The sequence below is a fragment of the Pedobacter steynii genome, assembly GCF_900103665.1.
Lineage (GTDB): Bacteria > Bacteroidota > Bacteroidia > Sphingobacteriales > Sphingobacteriaceae > Pedobacter > Pedobacter steynii.
Map to the genome: position 1 here is coordinate 240,820 of NZ_FNGY01000011.1, position 20,179 is coordinate 260,998.

Genomic DNA, 20,179 nt, shown 5'->3' on the forward strand with positions numbered 1-20,179 from the left:
GATAAATTTAATTTGTTAGAATTTAGGTTAATTGTTTAGTGCTGAATTAATCTTTAAAAGGTTTTAGCTTATCCCTATACTAAAACACTCCTTTACATTTTAGTTAAAATTACAATTCTCTACTACCAGTGTTGCTGCGCCTAAAAGACCTGACTCAGCGGCTAGTTCGGAGACTTTAATATCCGTATGTTCTGCAAGTCGGGGAATACAAAACTCATGAATAGCCTGCTGTATAGGTGCCATGAGGATTTTACCCGCAGCAGCGCCCCTACCACCTAGAACAATAAGTTTTGGATTGATGATATGAATTAAAGTGGCCAGGCCCTTTCCAATCAGAAAAGCGGCGTCAGCAAGTATAGAAGCAGCTAAAGGATCCCCCGCTTTAGCTGCATCAAGAAAATGATCCCCAGGTAATTTACTGTTATCCTGAAACAAATGCTCCAAGCTTGAGCTCACCCCTGCCGCAATCTGAGTTTTAGCTCTTTCTACCAATACCAATAAAGAGGTATCGACTTCAAGACAACCCCGTTTACCGCAAGAGCAGAGCTTATTACTTTGAGACAACGGGATATGGCTAAACTCGCCGGCATACCCGCTATGTCCTCTGAACAAACTTCCATTAATAACCATTCCCAAACCGATCCCCCAACCGATATTTACTACCATTACGTCTTTAAGGCCCTTCCCTGCGCCAAATTTCAATTCCGCCAATGCGATAATACTGGAGTCATTGTCGATAAATACAGGCAATCCAAGCTCCTTACTTAAATATTTTTTTAGATTTCCATCTCCCTTTACTTTAAAAAAGGTGTGGTTTATACCATCTTCTGCATTGACAAACCCTGGCATCCCAATCCCTACGCCCAATATTTGTCCGGCTGAGATACCTGACCTGGCGATGTAATCCTGCAGAAAAGTGATTAAAATTAAGGTGACCTCCGGATCGTCCTTTAACGTCAGCTTTAAGAGCGCCGGCTCTGTCTGTACCTGGTTTAACAAATCGTAGATTACAACCTGTGTCACCAATTGATCCATAGCAACCGCAACGATATACTTTGGCTTCTGCTTGTTTAATAAAAAGGTAAGTGCCCGACGCCCACCGGTAGATGGGGCCAAACCATGCTCCAAAATATATCCATCATCGACCAAGTCATTAACGGCACTGGTAATTAAAGGTAAACTCTTATGTGTACGGTGACTTAACTCAGTAAGTGTTAACATCTTACTGTAGTACAAATGTTTGATCACATCTGTCCTTAGTTGCTGATATTTTTTGATGCTGGCGGTCAAAGTTTGAGGTTTTGTCATATCAAACTTAAAATATTTTTACGAATTACAAGCATACTTTTTAAATTATTTTTTAAGTACAAGATACTTAAGCAACAATAAAATAAGATTTATACCTCGTAATAAGCTAGAAATGCAATTTTAAGGCTAAAATATTGAGACAAAAAAAAGCGGATGATGCAACCGCATCATCCGCTTTTAACCTGACAATTAGAGATTAATGTATTCCTTTAAGCAATCTATTCCATCTGATTTTACTAAAGAAAGACCCGTTTGTATCATAACTCATCCAGATGAATAAAGCTTTCCCAACAATATGATCTTCAGGAACGAAGCCCCAATAGCGTGAATCCGCTGATTTATGGCGATTATCTCCCATCATCCAATAGTAATTCATTTTAAAAGTATAACTATCAGCAGGAACGCCGTTTATCAACCAGCCTTTACCTGATTTTTCTACTTTATTTCCTTCATAAATACGAATACTTCTTTCATAAAGTGGCATAGTAGCGCTATCCAGCTTCACTGTCCATCCTCTCTTAGGAAGAATGATCGGACCAAAATTATCTACATTCCAGTTTCTGTTTGGATCATAAGGAAAAATATCCCCATCCCTTTTCTGATCAACTTCTGTCAATTCTTTTACCGATTGAACAAAATCCAGCTTGCGAACTTTTTCCATCATCGGTTCTGTACCAGTAAACTGATAAGAATTCTGACTCATTGGGGAAATCTCTTCAGAAACATTAAAGCCCATATCTTCAAAAACGCTAAAATTAACATCCTGAGTTTTAAACACCACTTCGTAACCGATTTGTCCGGTATTTTTCAACTTCTCTGGTTTTCCATTTAGGTAAACCAATCCGTTTTTCATACTTACGGTATCACCTGCTATTCCGATGCATCGTTTAATGTAATTCTCTCTTTTATCCACCGGGCGACTCACAATGGTAAATTGACTGTTTACCTGCTTCCAACCCAGCGATCTAACCATCTGATAGTAATCCTGATCCTGATATTCCAGTGCTACTGTATCTCCCTGAGGGTAGTTGAATACCACAACATCATTTCTTTTAATATCAGATAATCCAGGCAACCGGCGGTATTTCCATTCCACACCATCCCAATAAGCTTTTGTACCGGTGATCGGCATGGTATGGTGTGCAAAAGGAAAAGCAATTGGAGTCATAGGAATTCTCGCTCCATAATTCACTTTACTGACAAACAAAAAGTCGCCCACCAATAATGACCGCTCCATAGAAGCAGTTGGAATGGTATAGGCTTCAATAAAAAACACCCTGATGATCGTGGCAGCTATTACGGCAAATAAGATGGCGTCAAACCACTCGCGGCTTTTAGTTTTTTTCTTTCTTGGCTTGGCATCATTATTCTTTTGCCAGAATTTCCAATTCATAATCTCTATTTAAAATTAAATATATCGGCTATGTTATAAAAGCCTTGTTTATTTTGCAACCACTCCGCTGCAACTATAGCACCCAAAGCAAAACCTGCACGACTATGTGCAGTATGTTTCAATTCAATATCATCCACCTCAGAACTATACACTACTGTATGTGTTCCAGGAACATTCTCAATCCGGTGTGATTCGATCAATACCTGTTCTTTTTTAATGACATCCTCAAAAGGACTTCCGACCAATTCATTCACCCATTCAGTCTTTCCATCCAGTTCTTCAATGATTCCTTCCGCAATTGTCATTGCAGTTCCACTTGGAGAATCCAGTTTTTGTGTGTGGTGAATTTCCTCCACCTGCACATCGTAAGCAGGGAAATTACTCATCAGTTTTGCCAACACTTTATTGACATGAAAAAAGATATTCACCCCTATGCTAAAGTTTGATCCATATAGCAAGGTATTGTTACTGCTTAAGCATTCGTTTTTTACTTCCTGTAATTGTCCGTACCAACCTGTAGTTCCTACAACAATTGGAAGGTTAGCCTCAAAACAGGCATAAATATTACTTATAGCTGCATCAGGAGCACTAAAGTCTATGGCGACATCAGCCTTAGACAGATTGGACTTATTCAGATCGTCCAGGTTATCTGCATTAATTTTTAAAACCACTTCGTGACCTCTTTCCAGTGCAAAACGTTCAATAATTTGCCCCATTTTGCCATAACCCAATAATGCTACTTTCATCGTTGCTTTTATTTGTATTTTCGTCTTTATTTTATAAAATATGCCTTAAAAACTAAGGGTAACCTTTAATCCAGGCGCCGGGGTATTTAAGCCGTACATCGTACTGGTGTTCATATTGATCATGGTTGGCGAAAATTTAACCGCCACGTCTCCTACATCAAAATATTTTAACCTTGCATCAATATAGGCTTCTACAACATTTAGAATGTATAAGCCAACAAAAGAGAAGATAATGATTTGTTTATTTCTCTTATACAGATCTTTGGCAGTGACCAATCCTTGTTCTTCAACTGACTTATAAAGTGGATTCTCTCGCTGACCCGAATTATCCAACCGGAAATTCAGTTCCTTCAGAACATCATGATAACTTTTATTATTGTCTATAAAAGAAATGGTGAGTAACGTTGCACCGGTATAAATTCCGGCTACTTTCAAACCTCTATAGAAGGTAAATCCATTCCTGACCTGCCCAAGACCGGGCAGCATTGCAGAACGGATCATTGCCCGCCGACCGGCAATTTTACCAGGATTTACATATTTTGGTTTTAAGGTATCAACCTTTTTTTCAACAGGCTTTAAAGCTGTGCTGTCTTTCTTATTGACCAATACTTCCTGCGATTTAGCAGCAAATGAACTGAGAAACAATAACACCGACAACAGAAAAAACTTTGACATTACCAATCCAATAATTCTAAAATTCTGCTCAGGTCATCTTCAGACATAAAAGGAATTTCAATTGCACCTTTACCATTCTCTCCTACTTTGAGTTTCACTTTCGTCGCAAATTTAGAAGCCAGGTCCCTTTGTAATTTCTGATATTCGAAAGACACCCCTTTAGGTTGTCGCTGAAACTTAGATTTTACTTCAACACTGTTAATGCTTCTTACTAATTCTTCCACCTTTCTAACGGAAAGGCCTTTATCAATAATTTCCTGATGGATAAAAAGCTGCTTATCGACTTCTTCAACGTTAATCAATGCACGGGCATGTCCCATAGAAATCTTCTGATCGCGGATAGAAATCTGAATTACAGGTGGCAATTTCAGCAAACGAAGGTAATTGGTTACCGTAGTCCGGTTTTTACCTACACGTTCTCCTAACTGCTCCTGTTTTAAATTACACTCCTCCAACATTCTTTGAAAACTCAGGGCTACTTCGATTGCATTCAGGTTTTCACGCTGGATATTTTCGATAAGCGCCATTTCCAGCATTTGCTGATCATTGGCACTACGTACATAAGCGGGAATTTCAGTTAAACCTGCCAATTTGGATGCGCGTAATCTTCGCTCACCTGAGATCAGCTGATATCTGTTTCCAGTCTGTTTCCTCACCGTAATTGGCTGAATCAGTCCCTGAATTTTGATGGATTCTGAAAGTTCAATTAAAGCAACCTGATCAAACTCCGTGCGCGGCTGGAAAGGGTTGGTATCAATATCAGAGATCTTGATATTTCCAATAGCACTATTATTGCCGGTTTCCTGCCTGGTTTCGCTTACAGGGTTAACTCCATTTTTCGGTGGATTGACCGAGTCGCTGTCATCTAAAAGCGCACTCAACCCTTTACCTAAACCTGTTTTTCGCTGAAAAGATGTCATTAAGATAATTTTATATAATTGCTGTATTTACATCCTGCACTTCTTTAACCAATCCATTTTTTCGGACGATTTCCCGCGCCAGGTTCAGATAGTTTATTGCCCCTTTACAATTTGCATCGTGCATAATTACAGAGATTCCATAACTAGGTGCCTCACTCAGGCGGGTATTTCTTTGGATGATCGTTTCAAATACCAGGTCTTGAAAATGCGTTCTCACTTCTTCTACCACCTGGTTTGACAAACGTAAACGAACATCGTACATCGTCAGTAAGATACCTTCAATTTCCAGTTCAGTATTTAAACGGTTTTGAACAATTTTAATTGTATTCAATAATTTCCCCAGTCCTTCAAGAGCAAAATACTCACACTGAACAGGGATAATCACCGAATCCGCAGCAGTAAGCGCATTAATGGTAATTAAACCCAGAGAGGGTGAGCAATCAATGATGATAAAATCATACTGATCTTTAATTTTCTCCAGAACGGCCTTCATTTTATATTCCCTGTTGTTGAGATTGATCATCTCAATCTCCGCACCGACCAGATCGATGTGAGCAGGCAAAAGATCTAAATTGGGGGTTTCAGTTTTCTGTATGGCATCCATCGGTTCGATATCATTGATGATACACTCGTAGATGCTGTTTTTTATACTTCTTGGGTCAAAGCCAATGCCAGAGGTAGAGTTCGCCTGAGGATCTGCGTCAACCAATAAAGTCCTGTATTCCAGTACGGCTAAACTTGCGGCTAAGTTTATAGATGAAGTTGTTTTACCTACACCACCTTTTTGATTTGCCAATGCAATAATTTTACTCATTTATCTTTTTAATAATTACCAATTATTTACTGAAGGCTTGCTGTTTACTTGATTTAAGTCTATAAAAAATGCTATTTTTGTATTGATTCAGGCACATTTTAATGATTAGCTAAGATACAAACAATTTGACACATACGGCATATAGGTCATAAGTGTTTTACACATCTTATTAACAATTTATACATGGTAACTATCATCTCAGGAACAAACAGACCTGGAAGTAATACGCTGAAAGTAGCAAAATATTATCAGAAAGTTCTGTCAGAAAAAGGGTTAGAAGCAAATATATTTAGTCTGGAACAGTTACCCGAGACCTTAATTTCTTCCGATTTGTATGGAAAAAGAAGCCAAGCATTTGAGCCTATCCAGGAACTTATGACCAAAACAAGTAAATTTTTATTCATCATTCCAGAGTATAATGGTAGTTTCCCTGGAGTGCTGAAAACTTTTATTGATGCCTGTCAGTTTCCGGAGAGTTTCTATGATAAAAAGGCTGCTTTGGTAGGCATTTCTTCCGGCAAATACGGCAACATCAGAGGAATTGACCATTTTGGCGGAGTCTGCAGTTATCTTCACCTGAATGTATTGCCTTTAAGGATTCATGTTTCCGCCATAAAAATGGAACTAAATGAACTGGAAGACTTTTTCAAAGAAGACACGCTAAAGTTCACGAATCAGCAAATGGATAAATTTATCGCGTTCTAAAATGCGTTAAACTCCAAAGCTGTTCCAGTTTTTCCCTTCGTTTCCAAAAACAAAATACCCTGGATATAACATTTCCGCAATATCTTCCAGTAAAGCGACAAATTCCTGAGGCTCTTTAGCTGCCGTGGCCTGGTCACCTAAGAGGTAAACTCTGTTATACTCCACCGCTGGCCATTCTTTAGTCAGGAGGGAAGGTAAAAGCCCCATCATCTCCAGCATGCTCGCATCCTTTTCTGCGTAAATCAAAACCCTTGCCTGGTTAACATCCTCCTGTAAAACGCCCCCTGCATCGTTAATAATCCCTTCAAAATCTCGGTTTACATGATTTTCCGTATCCAGACAAGCAACAGTTACTGGCTCCATAAATTTTATTTTATGTTGAATAAGATCCACACGCTCCTGAAGTTCTTCACTTAACACTTCATTCTCCACCTTATTTATAACTGCTTTTAAAAAAGACATATTGATTTATTTATTACTTTGTGCAAAATTAGTATTCCTACACTGATGCATCGTATTATAACACATTTTTTTTGCGGATTATTACTTCTGGGCATTATATCTTGTACACACAGCACTTCTGATAAAGAGAAAAAAGTGTTTAACATGAATCTTGATCAAAACCTGACCTCTCTTGATCCTGCATTTGCAAGGAATCAGAATGCGCTCTGGATGGTTAACCAGATTTTTAATGGACTGGTACAGATAGACAGCAATTTAAACACGCTTCCCTGCATTGCAAAAAGCTGGAAAATATCTGATGATGGCCTGGATTATACCTTTAACCTCAGAACCGATGTGTATTTTCACGACGATTCTACTTTTCCTAACGGAAAGGGAAGAAAAGTAATCGCTTCGGATTTTGTTTATAGTTTCAACCGATTGATAGATCCTAAAGTAGCCTCTTCAGGCAGCTGGATCTTTAGTGATAAAGTAAAAGACATCCACAATTTTATCGCGATAAACGATACCACCTTTCACATCAGACTAACCAAGCCGTTCCCTCCATTTCTAAGTTTACTGACGGCACAATATTGCTCTGTAGTCCCGAAAGAAGTGGTAAATCATTACGGAAAGGATTTCCGCAGCCATCCGATAGGCACTGGTCCTTTCAAATTCAGGTACTGGAAAGAAGATGAGATCCTGGTTATGGTAAAAAATGAAAAGTACTGGGAGAAAGAGGCGGGCCAGACTTTGCCCTACCTGGATGCAGTAAAGGTCACCTTCATCAGTGATAAGCAAAGCGCGTTCATGAATTTTATCAAAAAAGAACTTGATTTCTTTGATAAAGTTGACGGAAGTTACCGTGACGACATCTTAACCAAAAGCGGGAATATGACCAGCAAATACAAGGGCAAATTCAAGCTTCGGAAGGGCGCTTACCTTTGTACTGAATACGCAGGATTTTTAGTAGACACATCGAAATCTATTGCTAAAAACTCTCCATTAAAATATAAAAAAGTAAGGCAGGCAATTAACTATGCCATCGACAAGCCTAAGCTGATTAAATACCTTAGAAACAGTATAGGAATTCCCGCGACTTCAGGTTTTATTCCTCAGGGGATGCCTGGTTTTGACAGCACCGCGGTAAAAGGTTATCACTATAACCCGGATAAGGCAGCAAGATTACTGGTCGAAGCTGGATTTCCAAATGGAAAAGGTATGTCACAGATTACCCTGAGTACTTCCACAACTTATAAGGATCTGATGGAGTTTATTCAGGGAGAGCTGAATGCGATTGGAATAAAGGTAAAAGTTGACGTCAGCCCGAATGCGAGTCTAAGGGACATGATGTCCAAAAATGCAGTAAACTTCTTCCGGGGCTCCTGGATTGCGGATTATGGTGATGCCGAGAACTATCTTGCGATGTTTTACTCCAAGAATAAAGTTCCTGATGGCCCCAACTACACCGGTTATTTCAATAAAGATTTCGATCGCTTATTTGAAAGCAGTTATTATGAAAATGATCCAAAAAAACGGTTCCTTCTAAATCAAAAAATGGATAGAATGGTGATCGAATATGCGAATATTGTCCCTATATTATATGATCAATCCATTGTTATGACCCAAAATAACATCAGCGGATATCCGCTAAACCCATTAAATCTAATGATCCTGAAAAAGGTAAAGAAGAAATAAAAAAAGCCTTCCCGATATAGATGGAAAGGCCTTTGTCAATACTTTAGAGAGGTCGTTCTTTAGTTCTGAACACCTCCCATTCCACCTTGATCTTCTTTCTTCAAATCGTCATTCTTAACACCTTTCTTAGGCTGGGTGAATTTCAATTTACCGAAGTTATAGCTCAGGTTGATTCCGAAGGAACGCAATGGGTAATGAATGTTTGTTTTTTGCTCGTAGGTGTCCCCCTGAGCGTTCTTCCCGTTATTTACGGTATTGATCACCAGGTCACGGCTAAATGGATTCAACACGTTCAAGCCAATTGTAGCCTTTTTCTTCCAGATTTCTTTCTTCAATGCTCCGCCGTAAAAATACATTGCATCCGTTTTCCCCTGAAATGTACGACGTGGAGAATTAATGACTCCCCAGATCTCCGTATTCCAGCCACCTGGGAAAGCATAGGCAGAACGGGCAAATGCGGTATAATTCAGAAATGTACCCGTATTTACTGTATTGGTTGAACTGCTATTGTTTACATTATAAGTATTTAAACCAATATTTGCCATTAAAGTCCATTTTGGCTTGGGATTGTAACTACCAAAAATATTCATCCCATAGGACTCACTCCTTCCAACATTGGTATAACTGGTCAGAAATACTTGCGGCGCTCCCGGAACAACAGGAAGAGGAGTCACAATACTTTCAATTACATTTTTTGTTGAGCGGTAGAATACGGAAGCATTGATTACTGATCCCTTGATAAAAGTAGAGTATCCCATTTCTATGTTATCGCTTAATTCAGGATTCAAATCAGGGTTACCTCTCAGGATATTAAACTGATCACTTTTGTTTTCAAATGGATTTAAATAGAACAAACTCGGACGCTGAATCCTTCTGTTATAGCTAACTTTAATCGTACTCGCTCCTTTTAAGGATTGAGAGAGGATCAAACTTGGGAATAAGTTAAAATAGTCATTATTGAATTTTGCTCCAACACCAGATAATCCATTGATCTTTGTGTATTCTGTTCTTAACCCTGCTTTAGCTGTAATTTTTTTGGTCAATTTAAAACCAAGTACTCCATAAGCAGATGCAACATTCTGATCATAATCGAAATCCTGTGCAGCATTACCATAGTTACTGATGATATTTCTGAAGATTCCTTTTACACCTGTTTCAAGTGTGGTTGTCTTGCTAAATGGATAAGTGTAATCCGTCTGTACGGTATACTCATTATTCTTTCCTGTATTTGAGCCGATGTCTAAAAAGTCTGGCCGTCCGTCACTAACCGTTTTATTGGAATAATCACTGGTATTTCTTCCTGTGGACAACTGAGCGGAAACACTAAACTCCTCTCCCTCTTTTTTACTTGTTTTCCTATAATCTACGCTCCAGTCCAGATTATTAAAACCCATATCCATATCTCTGGTTATAAAAGCAGATGTTTTGTTCACCAGATTGGTACTAGTGGTCGTCCCCGGGCCTCCGTTAGAGAACCTATTGATTTTCAAATTGGTGCTGATGTTATGGTAATTATTAAAATCATAATCTATTCCCGCACTACCGTTGTATCCTACTCTTGACCATTTAGAATATCCATCCTGTCCCAAACTTGTCCCTCCTCCTGCCTGTAAGGCAACCACATTTGAAGAGACTACTTTTGAATTTTGAGGATAAGCATGATTTACGCCCAGACTCCCCGTTAAAGACAAACGTCCAGTTTTGGCATTTAAGTTAAAAGCACCGTTGTTTGAACGGGTACCAACCGAAGTATTTACGCTTCCACTGGTACCTTCCGCACTTTTCTTTTTAGTAATGATATTGACAATCCCCCCTGAACCTTCTGCGTCATATTTTGCAGAAGGACTGGTAATCACCTCCACACTTTTGATCTGTTCTGCAGGAATCATTTTAAGTGCATCCGCGACACTATTCGCCATTGTTCCTGAGGGCTTACCATTGATCAGCACTCTTACTGCGCTTCCTCTCATTTGAAGGTTACCATTTACGTCAACAGACAACATTGGCACTTTACGCATTACATCGGTAGCATCTCCACCGGCATTAGTAATATCCTGTTCTGCATTATAGACCAACTTATCCACTTTATTTTCAATCAAGGCTTTTTGCCCGCTGATTTCAACTTCGTTCAGGTTACTCGCTGTTGGACTCAGGTAAATGGTTCCTACATTTAAATCAGGCCTTTCAGGCGTGGTTTTCACCACGATGATTTTCGTTTTATAGCCCATGAAACCGATAGAGAGCTTATATTCTTCAGGGCTGATATTTGATAAGCTCAGCTTTCCACGCTCGTCAGTTACCGCTCCGTTTACAGACTTATTATCTTTACTTTTCATCAGGGATACCGTCGCATAATCGATTGGCTTTTTACTTACAGAATCCAGAATTACTGCAGTAATCTTACCTGTAACCATTTTTTTTACCGGCCCTCCCATTGGAAATTGCGCCTTCACCCCCAGCATCAGGATTAAACCAACAAATAATAGTATAGATTTTTTCATAATAGTTTTCATTTCTTCAATTAGTCTAAGCAAGGTAAATTTTGTTACATATTTAGACTATAGATTTTTGGCTTCGTGCAATTATTTGACGGCGAACTGCTCTTTTTGATCGGTGAAAGGCGTTGCATAACTTTTCGTAAAAAAATCGATACAAACTATCCATATCCCTGATTCTACTGAACCGTAAAATCTCCTTTCAGCCGGACATCATCAGATGAGCTACCCAACATTAAAGTAAAGTCTCCTGGCTCGAGGACCCAATTCATCTGTGGGTTAAACAATTTCAAATCTTCAGCGTTCAATTCAAACTCAAGCTCTTTTTGTGCTCCGGATTTTAAAGAGAAGCGTTTGAATTTCTTCAACTGTTTCACCGGCGTCACTACAGAACTCACTTTATCTACCAAATAAAGCTGAGTCACCTCATCGCCATCTCTTTCTCCAGTATTCTTCACATTCAATTTTACTTTAACCAATAAGTTATCCTGTGCTCCCGAAACCACGATACTCAAATTGCTATACTCAAAAGTGCTATAGCTTAAGCCATATCCAAAAGGGTATAATGGCCGGTCATCAACTTCTACATAGCTATGATTTGCGGGTTTCTTAAGGTTGTAATATACCGGGAGCTGTCCCACTGATTTTGGAATAGAAATGGGTAATCTTCCAGAAGGATTATAAACGCCGAATAAGACATCAGCGATCGCATTTCCGCCCTCCTGACCAGGATACCAGGCATCAACAATGGCATCCACATGATCTGCAGCCCAGTTCAGGTTTAAAGGCCGCCCTTTGATCAGTACCAGTACAACAGGAGTTCCCGTCTTTACTATTCGCTGAAGCAGCTCCATTTGCCTACCCATCAGATCCAGTGTCGAACGATCAAACCCTTCCCCGCTTTCCATGTCACTTACAGCAGCATCAGTAACCTTAACCTGTGCCGCACCAGTATTCAGGTATTCCGTTTTAAAATCTCTCGCACTTGATCCGCCCAAAACGACAATCGCGACTTCCGCGTTCTTCGCCAACTCAACTGCTTCGTCTATACCAGCTGAGGCTGTATCTCTAATGGCGCAACCTTTAACATAGTCAACTTGTACTCCCTTTCCTACCTGTGCTTTAATGCCTTCCAAAACAGTCACTACTGCATTTTCATCCTGAGGGGCAGTATAATCACCCAACTGGTTATATATATTATCTGCATTAGGCCCGATCACAGCAATCCTCTTGAGCTTATTGCTTAGCGGAAGGGTATTACCCTTGTTTTTTAGTAAGACCAGAGATGCACTCGCCACCTCTCTCGCCAACGCCACATGCGCCTCATTCCTCACTGTTTTTGCCGCCTTCAGAACATCCACATAGGGATTCTCGAAAAGCCCCATCTCAAATTTAATGCGGAGTACCCTTGCCACCGCTGTGTCCAAAACACTTTCCGCCACCTGTCCTTTGCGAAAGGCATCTACCAGGGCTGGCCCGTAACCATAACCACTCAGATCAGCATCCAACCCGGCGTTGATCGCCATCGCCGCTCCCTCTGTTGCATTTGCAGCTACGTGATGACTGCTAACCAAACCAGATATGCTTCCTAAATCGGAAACTACAAAACCGTTAAAGCCCCATTGTTTTCTTAAAACATCAGTAAGGAGATAGTAATTTGCGGAACAAGGAATTCCATCAATAGAGTTATAGGCCGTCATCACTGACTGTGCCCCTGCTTTTACCGCTGCTTTGAATGGCGGCAAATAAGATTGAAATAATTCTCGTGTTCCGACTGCTACACTTCCTCCATTGTGTCCCCCTTCAGGAACGCCATAAGCGGTAAAATGCTTCAGCGTAGCCGCGATATTCATTCCGCTTTTTAAACCATTTCCCTGAAAGCCTTTCACCATGGCTTCCCCCATTCTGCTATTGAGCACCGGATCTTCTCCATAAGTTTCTTCCACCCTGGACCATCGTGGTTCGCGGGCAAGATCAAGAACCGGACCATAGCCGATATGCGCTCCCTGAAGACGTGCTTCCAGTGCTATGGCAGCAGCCATCTCCTGAATCAAATCAGGATTCCATGTGCTACTTTGACCTATAGAAGTGGGGAAAACTGTCGTCCCGATGGCCATATGACCATGTGGACATTCTTCTGCCAGTAATATTGGAATATTTAGCCTGCTGTTTTCTATGGCATATTTTTGAATGGCATTGGTGGCTTTCGCCGCAAGTCCCGGAGTCAATCCGGTTAGTAACGTCTTTTTCGTCCAGGGATCAGCCCTCAATGTCGCCCATAACATTCCGGTATGTTGCGTCGCTAATGCTTTTTTAAACTGATCGCTAACCACAACGGTACTTCCGTCTTTACTGTACATATCCCAGCCGAGCAATACCGAAACCTGGCCTACCTTCTCTTCAAGGCTCATTCTGCCAAGAAGATCTTTAATTCTTAATGCCGTCGGAACTTTTACATCCTTATAGACCGGCTTTTTCTGCGCAAACCCGGATTCATAGCAGGTTATTGCCAGGGCTACAAAGAGTAGCCCTATTCTGGAAAGTTTCTTCATGTGTCTAAGGTCTGGTAGAAAAAGAAAATGCAAGTGCGGGTAACCCTGCCGGAATGTTTTTTGGCAGGAAGACTTTGATGGTGTCATTCTCTTTTACCCATTTTACATTTTCACCGGTTTGTAAAAATTTAACCTTACTTCCTTTTATAGGTGCATTACCAGTCCAGGAAATAATAGATGGTAAAGATTCGCCTTCTTTTACACAAACCAACGCATATTTCGTTTTGGCATCTTTGCTCTGTGTAAACCAGGTATTGCCATTGTGATAATCTTTAGTGATTCTCGTTTCATAAATTGCCTTGCCATTTTTGCTGACCCAGGCTCCGATTTCTCCCAAACGGTTAACAACCTCATCGGGCATCGTACCATCTGGTTTCGGCCCTACACCAAGCAACAGACTCCCTCCTTTGGCAGTAATTTCGATCAGGGAATGAATGACAGTTGCAGCAGACTTGTACTGATCATTTGTAACAAACCCCCAGGCACCGCCCAGTGTCATACAACTTTCCCAGGGATGATTCAGTTGTTGCTCAGGAATCCGTTGCTCAGGAGTTTGATAATTTTCATAAGGACCATGGACGGTCCGGTCTACGATTAGCAATCCAGGTTGTGCCTTACGACCCATTTCTGCAATCTTCGGCATGTCAATGTCTTGACTCCAGGCTGGGATTGCAGCTCCCCAGGCCCGCACCTCATCGTTTACTGTTTCCAATGGCCGCACCCATCCTCCGTCAAGCCAAAGGATATCAACTGAACCGTAATTGTTCATCAGTTCAGAGATCTGGTTAAAGGTCTGAGTTTTGAATTTATTCCATCTCCATGGATTCTTTTTAATGTCGTAATTATTATTACGATCTGCAGTCGCATATTTAGACCACCAATAGTATTGGGAATGCCAGTCTGGTTTAGAGAAATAAGCACCGATCATAAAGTCCTGCTTTCTAAAGGCATCAAAAACAAATTTTGCAGCGTCGGCTTTTGGATTTCCTTTAAAAGGACCATTGGAAATTTTGAAGTCACTCTCTTTTGTATCAAACATATTGAAACCATCATGGTGTTTTGTGGTAAACACCAGATATTTCATACCTGCAGATTTACCTGCTTTTGCCCATTGATCAGGATTAAAGTTGACCGGATTAAATTTCTCACTTAAGCCCCAATACCATTTCTTATAATCTTCATAAGCAATGGTACTGTCTCTGGAGATCCAGTCTTCCGAACATAGATTCCAGGACTCCATGATTCCGGGGACTGCATATAATCCCCAGTGGATAATCATTCCAAATTTCTGGTCTTGCCATTTTTCGAGTTTGTTCTTCACTAGAGGGTCTGAAGGCCATTCGTAGGTGCTGGATTGGCCATGTACATTGGGTTGGCCAAAAGCAGTCATTTTTAACAATAAAATGATTGCAATAAGTAAGATAGGTTTATTCATTTTGTGTGGTTGTATCGGGTTTAAGATTGACTACCGGAAAATTTCGGCTTAATAACGATTGAGATATCGCATTCAGATAAACCCTTTTAGTTATTCATTACTAAGCTGTCCGGGAAACAAAAGTCCTAAGATATGTAAATTTATTATACATCTGAACAATCAAAACAGCCTCACTGAATGGATAAATTTATCCAGGTAAAAGAAAAGCTCCGAACAAATTGTCCGAAGCTTTTCTATATATCAAAAGGATTTGTTTTTAAGCTTAAATTACAATATTTACGATACGGCCTTTCACGACAATTACTTTTTTAGGTGTTTTTCCTTCCAGATATTTTTGAACCTGCTCATCAGCCAAAACTGTTTCTTCAATTTCTTTAGGCTCCAGGGTCAGGCTTAAGTTCAGGTTTAAACGGGTTTTACCATTAACCGATATCGGATAACTAAATTCATCTTCTACCATATAAGCAGGGTTGAACTCAGGGTATTTTACGTATGATAAGCTACCTGCCTCATGTCCCAGATTCACCCAAAGCTCTTCACAAATGTGAGGAGCATATGGCGACAACACGATCACAAGATCTTCCAATACCTGACGGTTTTTACATTTCAGGTCTGTCAGTTCATTCACTGCAATCATAAAGCTGGAAACAGAAGTATTAAAGGAGAACCTTTCCACATCATCCTGCACCTTTTTAATGATTTTATGTAAAGCTTTCAATTCCGCTTTTGAGGGTACCGAATCGCTAACATTAAATATCCACTCTTCATTATGGAACAAACGCCAGAATTTACGAAGGAACTTAAACACACCTTCGATTCCATTGGTATTCCAAGGTTTACTCTGCTCCAATGGTCCCAGAAACATTTCATACATCCTTAAAGTATCGGCGCCATAGCTGGAGATCAACACATCTGGGTTCACTACATTAAACTTAGACTTAGACATCTTCTCTACTTCCACTCCACAAATGTATTTTCCATTTTCCAGGATAAATTCTGCATCTGCAAATTCAGGTCTGAAAACTTTAAACTTTTCGATGTTTAAGATTTCATTCTCCACGATGTTTACATCAACATGTAGTGCTGATGTTTTATATTCTTTCCTCAGTCCGTAAGAAACTAAGGTATTTGTCCCTCTTCCTTCTTCGTCTACGACACGGTATACAAAATTACTCCTGCCCTGGATCATTCCCTGATTGATCAATTTCTTGAATGGCTCCTCCTCAGTTACATGACCAAGGTCTTTCAGGAATTTATTCCAGAAACGGCTATACAACAAATGTCCGGTCGCATGTTCTGCACCACCGATATATAGATCGACATCTTTCCAGTATTCAATCGCCTCTTTAGAAGCAAAAGCAGATTTGTTTTTCGCATCCATATAACGATACCAATACCAGCTTGACCCTGCCCAGCCCGGCATAGTGCTCAACTCATATTCATATTGGTTATCATAACTCCAGTCTTCGGCTCTTCCCAATGGTGGTTCACCGCTTTCTGTAGGCAGGTATTTGTCAATTTCAGGAAGCATCAAAGGCAATTCCTCCTCATTGATCAGGTATGGCAATCCATCTTTAAAATATACCGGAATTGGCTCTCCCCAATAACGTTGGCGTCCAAAAATGGCATCACGCATGCGGTAATTCACTTTCGCTTTACCCACTTCCTGCTCTTCCAACCAGGCATTTAAAGTTTGTGTTGCTTCTGCATAGTTCATTCCGTTAATGAAACCAGAATTAATGTATTTACCTTCTTTCGTTGAATCCGCCTGGGTATCGATGTCTTTCTGACTATCCAGGATCTGTACGATCGGTAATTTGAAATTAGTTGCAAATAACCAGTCGCGCTGATCGCCACTAGGTACGCCCATAACGGCACCAGTTCCATATCCTGCCAATACATAATCAGCAATCCACAACTGGATTCGTTCTCCACTTACCGGATTAATCACATATGTTCCTGTGAAAGCACCAGAAACGGCTTTAACATCCGCCATGCGGTCGAGTTCAGACTTTTTCTTTGTTTGAGCAATATAATGATTCACCTCATCCAATTGTTCAGGTGTAGTCAAACCGATTACCAGTTCGTGTTCAGGAGCAAGTACCAGGTAAGAAACGCCGAATATCGTATCTACACGGGTGGTAAAGACTTCAATATAGTCCTGACCAAGCGCAGCTATCTTTTCAGAAGGCTCAATCTTAAAACGAACGCTGGCGCCAACACTTTTGCCAATCCAGTTACGTTGCATTTCTTTTACCGGCTCCGGCCAGTCTATTGTATTTAAGCCTTGCAGCAGACGTTCTGCATAAGCAGAAATCCTCATGCTCCATTGCATCATTTTCTTTTGCTCAACCGGATGGCCACCACGTTCTGAGTATCCGTCTTTTACCTCATCATTTGCCAATACCGTTCCCAATGCAGGACACCAGTTGACTGTACTTTCTCTTAAATAAGTTAACCGGTATTTTAGTAACTCTTCTTGTTTTTCTTCATGGGTCATTGTTGCCCAATCCGTCGGCAGAAAAGACTTTGTATCTTCATCACAAACGGCTTTTACATCTGCACTTCCTGAAGCATTAAATTTTTCCAACAGGCTGGTAATGTCTTCTGCACGATCCGTTTCCAAGTTATACCAGGAATTGAATAGCTGCATAAAGATCCATTGTGTCCATTTATAATATTCAGGATCACTCGTGCGCACTTCCTTAGACCAGTCGAATGAGAAACCGATCTGATCTAATTGTCTTCTGTAAGTATTGATGTTTACTTCTGTGGTAAGGGCCGGATGTTGTCCTGTTTGTATCGCATATTGCTCTGCCGGCAAACCGAATGAATCGTATCCCATTGGATGCAATACATTGTATCCTTTTAGTCTTTTATACCTTGTAAAGATATCAGAAGCAATATAACCTAGTGGGTGACCAACATGTAAACCTGCTCCGGAAGGGTAAGGAAACATATCCAGCACGTAAAACTTAGGTTTAGAAGATTGCTCTTCTGCTTTAAACGTTTGATTTTGAGCCCAAAACTCTTGCCACTTTTGTTCTATTTCTTTAAATTGATAATCCATTACAGCTATGCCTTATATATAGCGCGAAAATAAGGAAATAAAGGTTGGATTAGAAACCCTTTCTTAAATACCTAATTTACCGAACAAAAAATGGCGTGGTGATTTGTTTTCAGGAGCATTATAAATGCTATGATGGCCCGAGATCAGGAAAGCAACCACACAGGCAATACTCACATAAACCCAACAGGAAACACCAAACAACTCAAATGCCATTATACAACAGGCAAGTGGGGTCTTTGCAGCTCCGGCAAATACTGCGACAAATCCCATTCCGGCAAGTAACCCTACTGGGAGAGGCAGAAAAACAGATAGCGCGCTCCCCAATGTCGCACCGATAAAAAATAATGGCGTCACTTCTCCGCCTTTAAAGCCTGCCCCAAGTGTGATGGCAGTCAACAAAATTTTCAAAGCGAAATCTTCCGTTTGGGAAGCCTGACTAAAAGCGTCAACAATTACCGGAATCCCTAATCCAATATATCGATATGTTCCCAATAAAAGTACAAGGAGAAGCACGATTAAACCACCAATAAATGGTCGCACAGGTGGATAACTTAGCTTTTTGAAAGCAGTAGAAAATAAATGTGTAAGTCTGACGAATAAAATCGCAGCAATACTAAAAGCGAGTCCTGAGAGGATGCTGTAAACGATACCCAACAATGAAACTGAAGGTATGGTATTGATTTGGTAATGCGTATGCCCTACCCCCCAGACTTCCGTTACATGGGCGCCTATAAAAGCTGCCGACAAGGCTGGAAATATAGCCTTCCGGGGGATTCTACCAAGTAATAATACTTCAATCCCAAACACTGCTCCCGCCCAGGGCGTTCCAAAAACAGAAGCAAAGCCGGCACTCAGGCCTGCGATCAATAGAATGCTACGGTCGGCAGGATCCAACCCGAAAGGTTTATGCAATTGATCGGCAGTAGATGCCGCCATTTGTAAAGCCGTTCCCTCTCTGCCTGCCGATCCGCCAAATAGGTGAGTGATGATGGTACCCAATAAAACAAGCGGTGTCATTTTAAAGGGAATGACGTCTTTTGGATTATGAATCGTATCGAAGACCAGGTTATTTCCCCGCTCTACATTTTTTCCACGATGGTGATATAATAAGCCGACCAACAGTCCGGACAGGGGAAGGAAATAAAGAAGGTAAGGATGTCCTGTTCTAAAATCTGTGGCCAGGTTTAGTAAAGCCAGGAATAACGCAGAAAGCGTACCCGCAGCCATACCAACTATCAGGCTAATAATCGTCCATTTCAGGAGATAATGCAATATTGAATTCCTATTGAGAAATCCTGATGTAGACTTCAGAAAATTTAAATCTTTATTTCTTTTTACCATTGTAAAACCTGCAGCAGGAAGTAATAAATACAGGCTGATGGCAAATATAAAAAAAAGGCTGTCCTGAATGCTTTTGAAACATCAGAACAGCCTTCTTTCATTTGTTTTATTTGGTCAGGAAAAATTTCCTGGTTTCCGCCGGAGTAACACCATTTGACGTAGCTGTAAATTCCAGTTTATTATCTGTAAGCGTATTGATCACACAGTTGAACAATTTCCCTGAAAACGACAGGTTAATGTTTTCGAGACCAAAAACAACGTAATTCCCAAGTGCCCGCTCCTTACCATAATTGAATTCCATCTGATCATTTTCATCTCCTCTGAACTCCAAAAAATCCCCTGCAACTCCGGTGTAAGTTGTCGGAGGTGTTCCTGTAACTGTAGTTTCTACTTTGGCAACCTGCCATCTTCCTACAATTTTCGTTTTCAATGGTGCATCCGCTCCTGTTTCTTTTTTACATCCTGTTGTAATGCCAGCAATCATCATTAAGACCATGACAACTAAAGTAATTTGTTTTTTCATAGGTGATTTTTTAATAATTAGTTTTTGTTTTTAGTATCCCTTTTTCCTCAAATCAACCTCTGC

Annotated in this window: 15 protein-coding genes; 2 read left to right on the forward strand and 13 right to left on the reverse strand. The window is 40.4% G+C overall.

The genetic code is table 11. The features are described from left to right. Nucleotides 1-99: 99 nt before the first annotated feature. From BLQ87_RS26625 to BLQ87_RS26650, 6 genes are all read right to left on the reverse strand, one after another. Nucleotides 100-1,308: an ROK family protein gene (locus BLQ87_RS26625; protein ID WP_074611960.1), complete on the reverse strand. Its 1,209-nt coding sequence runs from the start codon at nucleotides 1,306-1,308 to the stop codon at nucleotides 100-102. A gap of 196 nt (nucleotides 1,309-1,504) precedes the next feature. Further along, nucleotides 1,505-2,701 carry a signal peptidase I gene (gene lepB, locus BLQ87_RS26630; RefSeq protein ID WP_074611961.1) on the reverse strand — a complete coding sequence of 399 codons (1,197 nt, stop codon included), beginning with the start codon at nucleotides 2,699-2,701 and terminating at the stop codon, nucleotides 1,505-1,507. A gap of 5 nt (nucleotides 2,702-2,706) precedes the next feature. Then, a complete protein-coding gene (gene dapB, locus BLQ87_RS26635) occupies nucleotides 2,707-3,447 on the reverse strand; it encodes a 4-hydroxy-tetrahydrodipicolinate reductase (RefSeq protein ID WP_074611962.1) in 741 nt (246 codons plus the stop codon). A gap of 45 nt (nucleotides 3,448-3,492) precedes the next feature. Beyond that, a complete protein-coding gene (locus tag BLQ87_RS26640; protein ID WP_074611963.1) occupies nucleotides 3,493-4,122 on the reverse strand; it encodes a DUF5683 domain-containing protein in 630 nt (209 codons plus the stop codon). After that, nucleotides 4,122-5,042, reverse strand: a complete 921-nt coding sequence (locus BLQ87_RS26645; protein WP_074611964.1) for a ParB/RepB/Spo0J family partition protein — start codon at nucleotides 5,040-5,042, stop codon at nucleotides 4,122-4,124. The genes BLQ87_RS26640 and BLQ87_RS26645 overlap by 1 nt, the downstream gene beginning before the upstream one ends. 10 nt (nucleotides 5,043-5,052) lie before the next feature. Continuing rightward, entirely contained in the window at nucleotides 5,053-5,856 is an 804-nt protein-coding gene (locus BLQ87_RS26650) for a ParA family protein (protein WP_074611965.1), read from the reverse strand. A 183-nt stretch (nucleotides 5,857-6,039) separates the two neighbouring features. Here BLQ87_RS26650 and BLQ87_RS26655 point away from each other — a divergent pair, with 183 nt between their 5' ends. Continuing rightward, nucleotides 6,040-6,561: an NADPH-dependent FMN reductase gene (locus tag BLQ87_RS26655; protein WP_074611966.1), complete on the forward strand. Its 522-nt coding sequence runs from the start codon at nucleotides 6,040-6,042 to the stop codon at nucleotides 6,559-6,561. A gap of 6 nt (nucleotides 6,562-6,567) precedes the next feature. Here BLQ87_RS26655 and BLQ87_RS26660 read toward each other — a convergent pair whose 3' ends face one another. Further along, the gene (locus BLQ87_RS26660) at nucleotides 6,568-7,023 is read right to left on the reverse strand and encodes a hypothetical protein (protein ID WP_074611967.1); all 456 of its coding nucleotides are present in this window, start codon (nucleotides 7,021-7,023) and stop codon (nucleotides 6,568-6,570) included. Nucleotides 7,024-7,167: 144 nt separating this feature from the next. Between BLQ87_RS26660 and BLQ87_RS26665 the strand changes: the two genes are divergently transcribed. After that, nucleotides 7,168-8,700, forward strand: a complete 1,533-nt coding sequence (locus BLQ87_RS26665; protein ID WP_317048296.1) for an ABC transporter substrate-binding protein — start codon at nucleotides 7,168-7,170, stop codon at nucleotides 8,698-8,700. Between the two features lie 59 nt (nucleotides 8,701-8,759). Here BLQ87_RS26665 and BLQ87_RS26670 read toward each other — a convergent pair whose 3' ends face one another. From BLQ87_RS26670 to BLQ87_RS26695, 6 genes are all read right to left on the reverse strand, one after another. After that, nucleotides 8,760-11,201: a TonB-dependent receptor gene (locus tag BLQ87_RS26670; RefSeq protein WP_074612013.1), complete on the reverse strand. Its 2,442-nt coding sequence runs from the start codon at nucleotides 11,199-11,201 to the stop codon at nucleotides 8,760-8,762. Between the two features lie 173 nt (nucleotides 11,202-11,374). Further along, nucleotides 11,375-13,747: a glycoside hydrolase family 3 N-terminal domain-containing protein gene (locus BLQ87_RS26675; RefSeq protein ID WP_074611969.1), complete on the reverse strand. Its 2,373-nt coding sequence runs from the start codon at nucleotides 13,745-13,747 to the stop codon at nucleotides 11,375-11,377. A gap of 4 nt (nucleotides 13,748-13,751) precedes the next feature. Beyond that, nucleotides 13,752-15,182 (reverse strand): alpha-L-fucosidase, encoded by a 1,431-nt coding sequence (locus BLQ87_RS26680; protein WP_074611970.1) that lies wholly within the window; start codon nucleotides 15,180-15,182, stop codon nucleotides 13,752-13,754. Between the two features lie 262 nt (nucleotides 15,183-15,444). Next, entirely contained in the window at nucleotides 15,445-18,252 is a 2,808-nt protein-coding gene (leuS, locus tag BLQ87_RS26685) for a leucine--tRNA ligase (protein ID WP_074611971.1), read from the reverse strand. A 63-nt stretch (nucleotides 18,253-18,315) separates the two neighbouring features. Beyond that, nucleotides 18,316-19,593 carry a chloride channel protein gene (locus BLQ87_RS26690; RefSeq protein WP_074611972.1) on the reverse strand — a complete coding sequence of 426 codons (1,278 nt, stop codon included), beginning with the start codon at nucleotides 19,591-19,593 and terminating at the stop codon, nucleotides 18,316-18,318. A 106-nt stretch (nucleotides 19,594-19,699) separates the two neighbouring features. After that, entirely contained in the window at nucleotides 19,700-20,116 is a 417-nt protein-coding gene (locus BLQ87_RS26695; protein ID WP_074611973.1) for a hypothetical protein, read from the reverse strand. Between the last annotated feature and the right edge of the window lie 63 nt (nucleotides 20,117-20,179).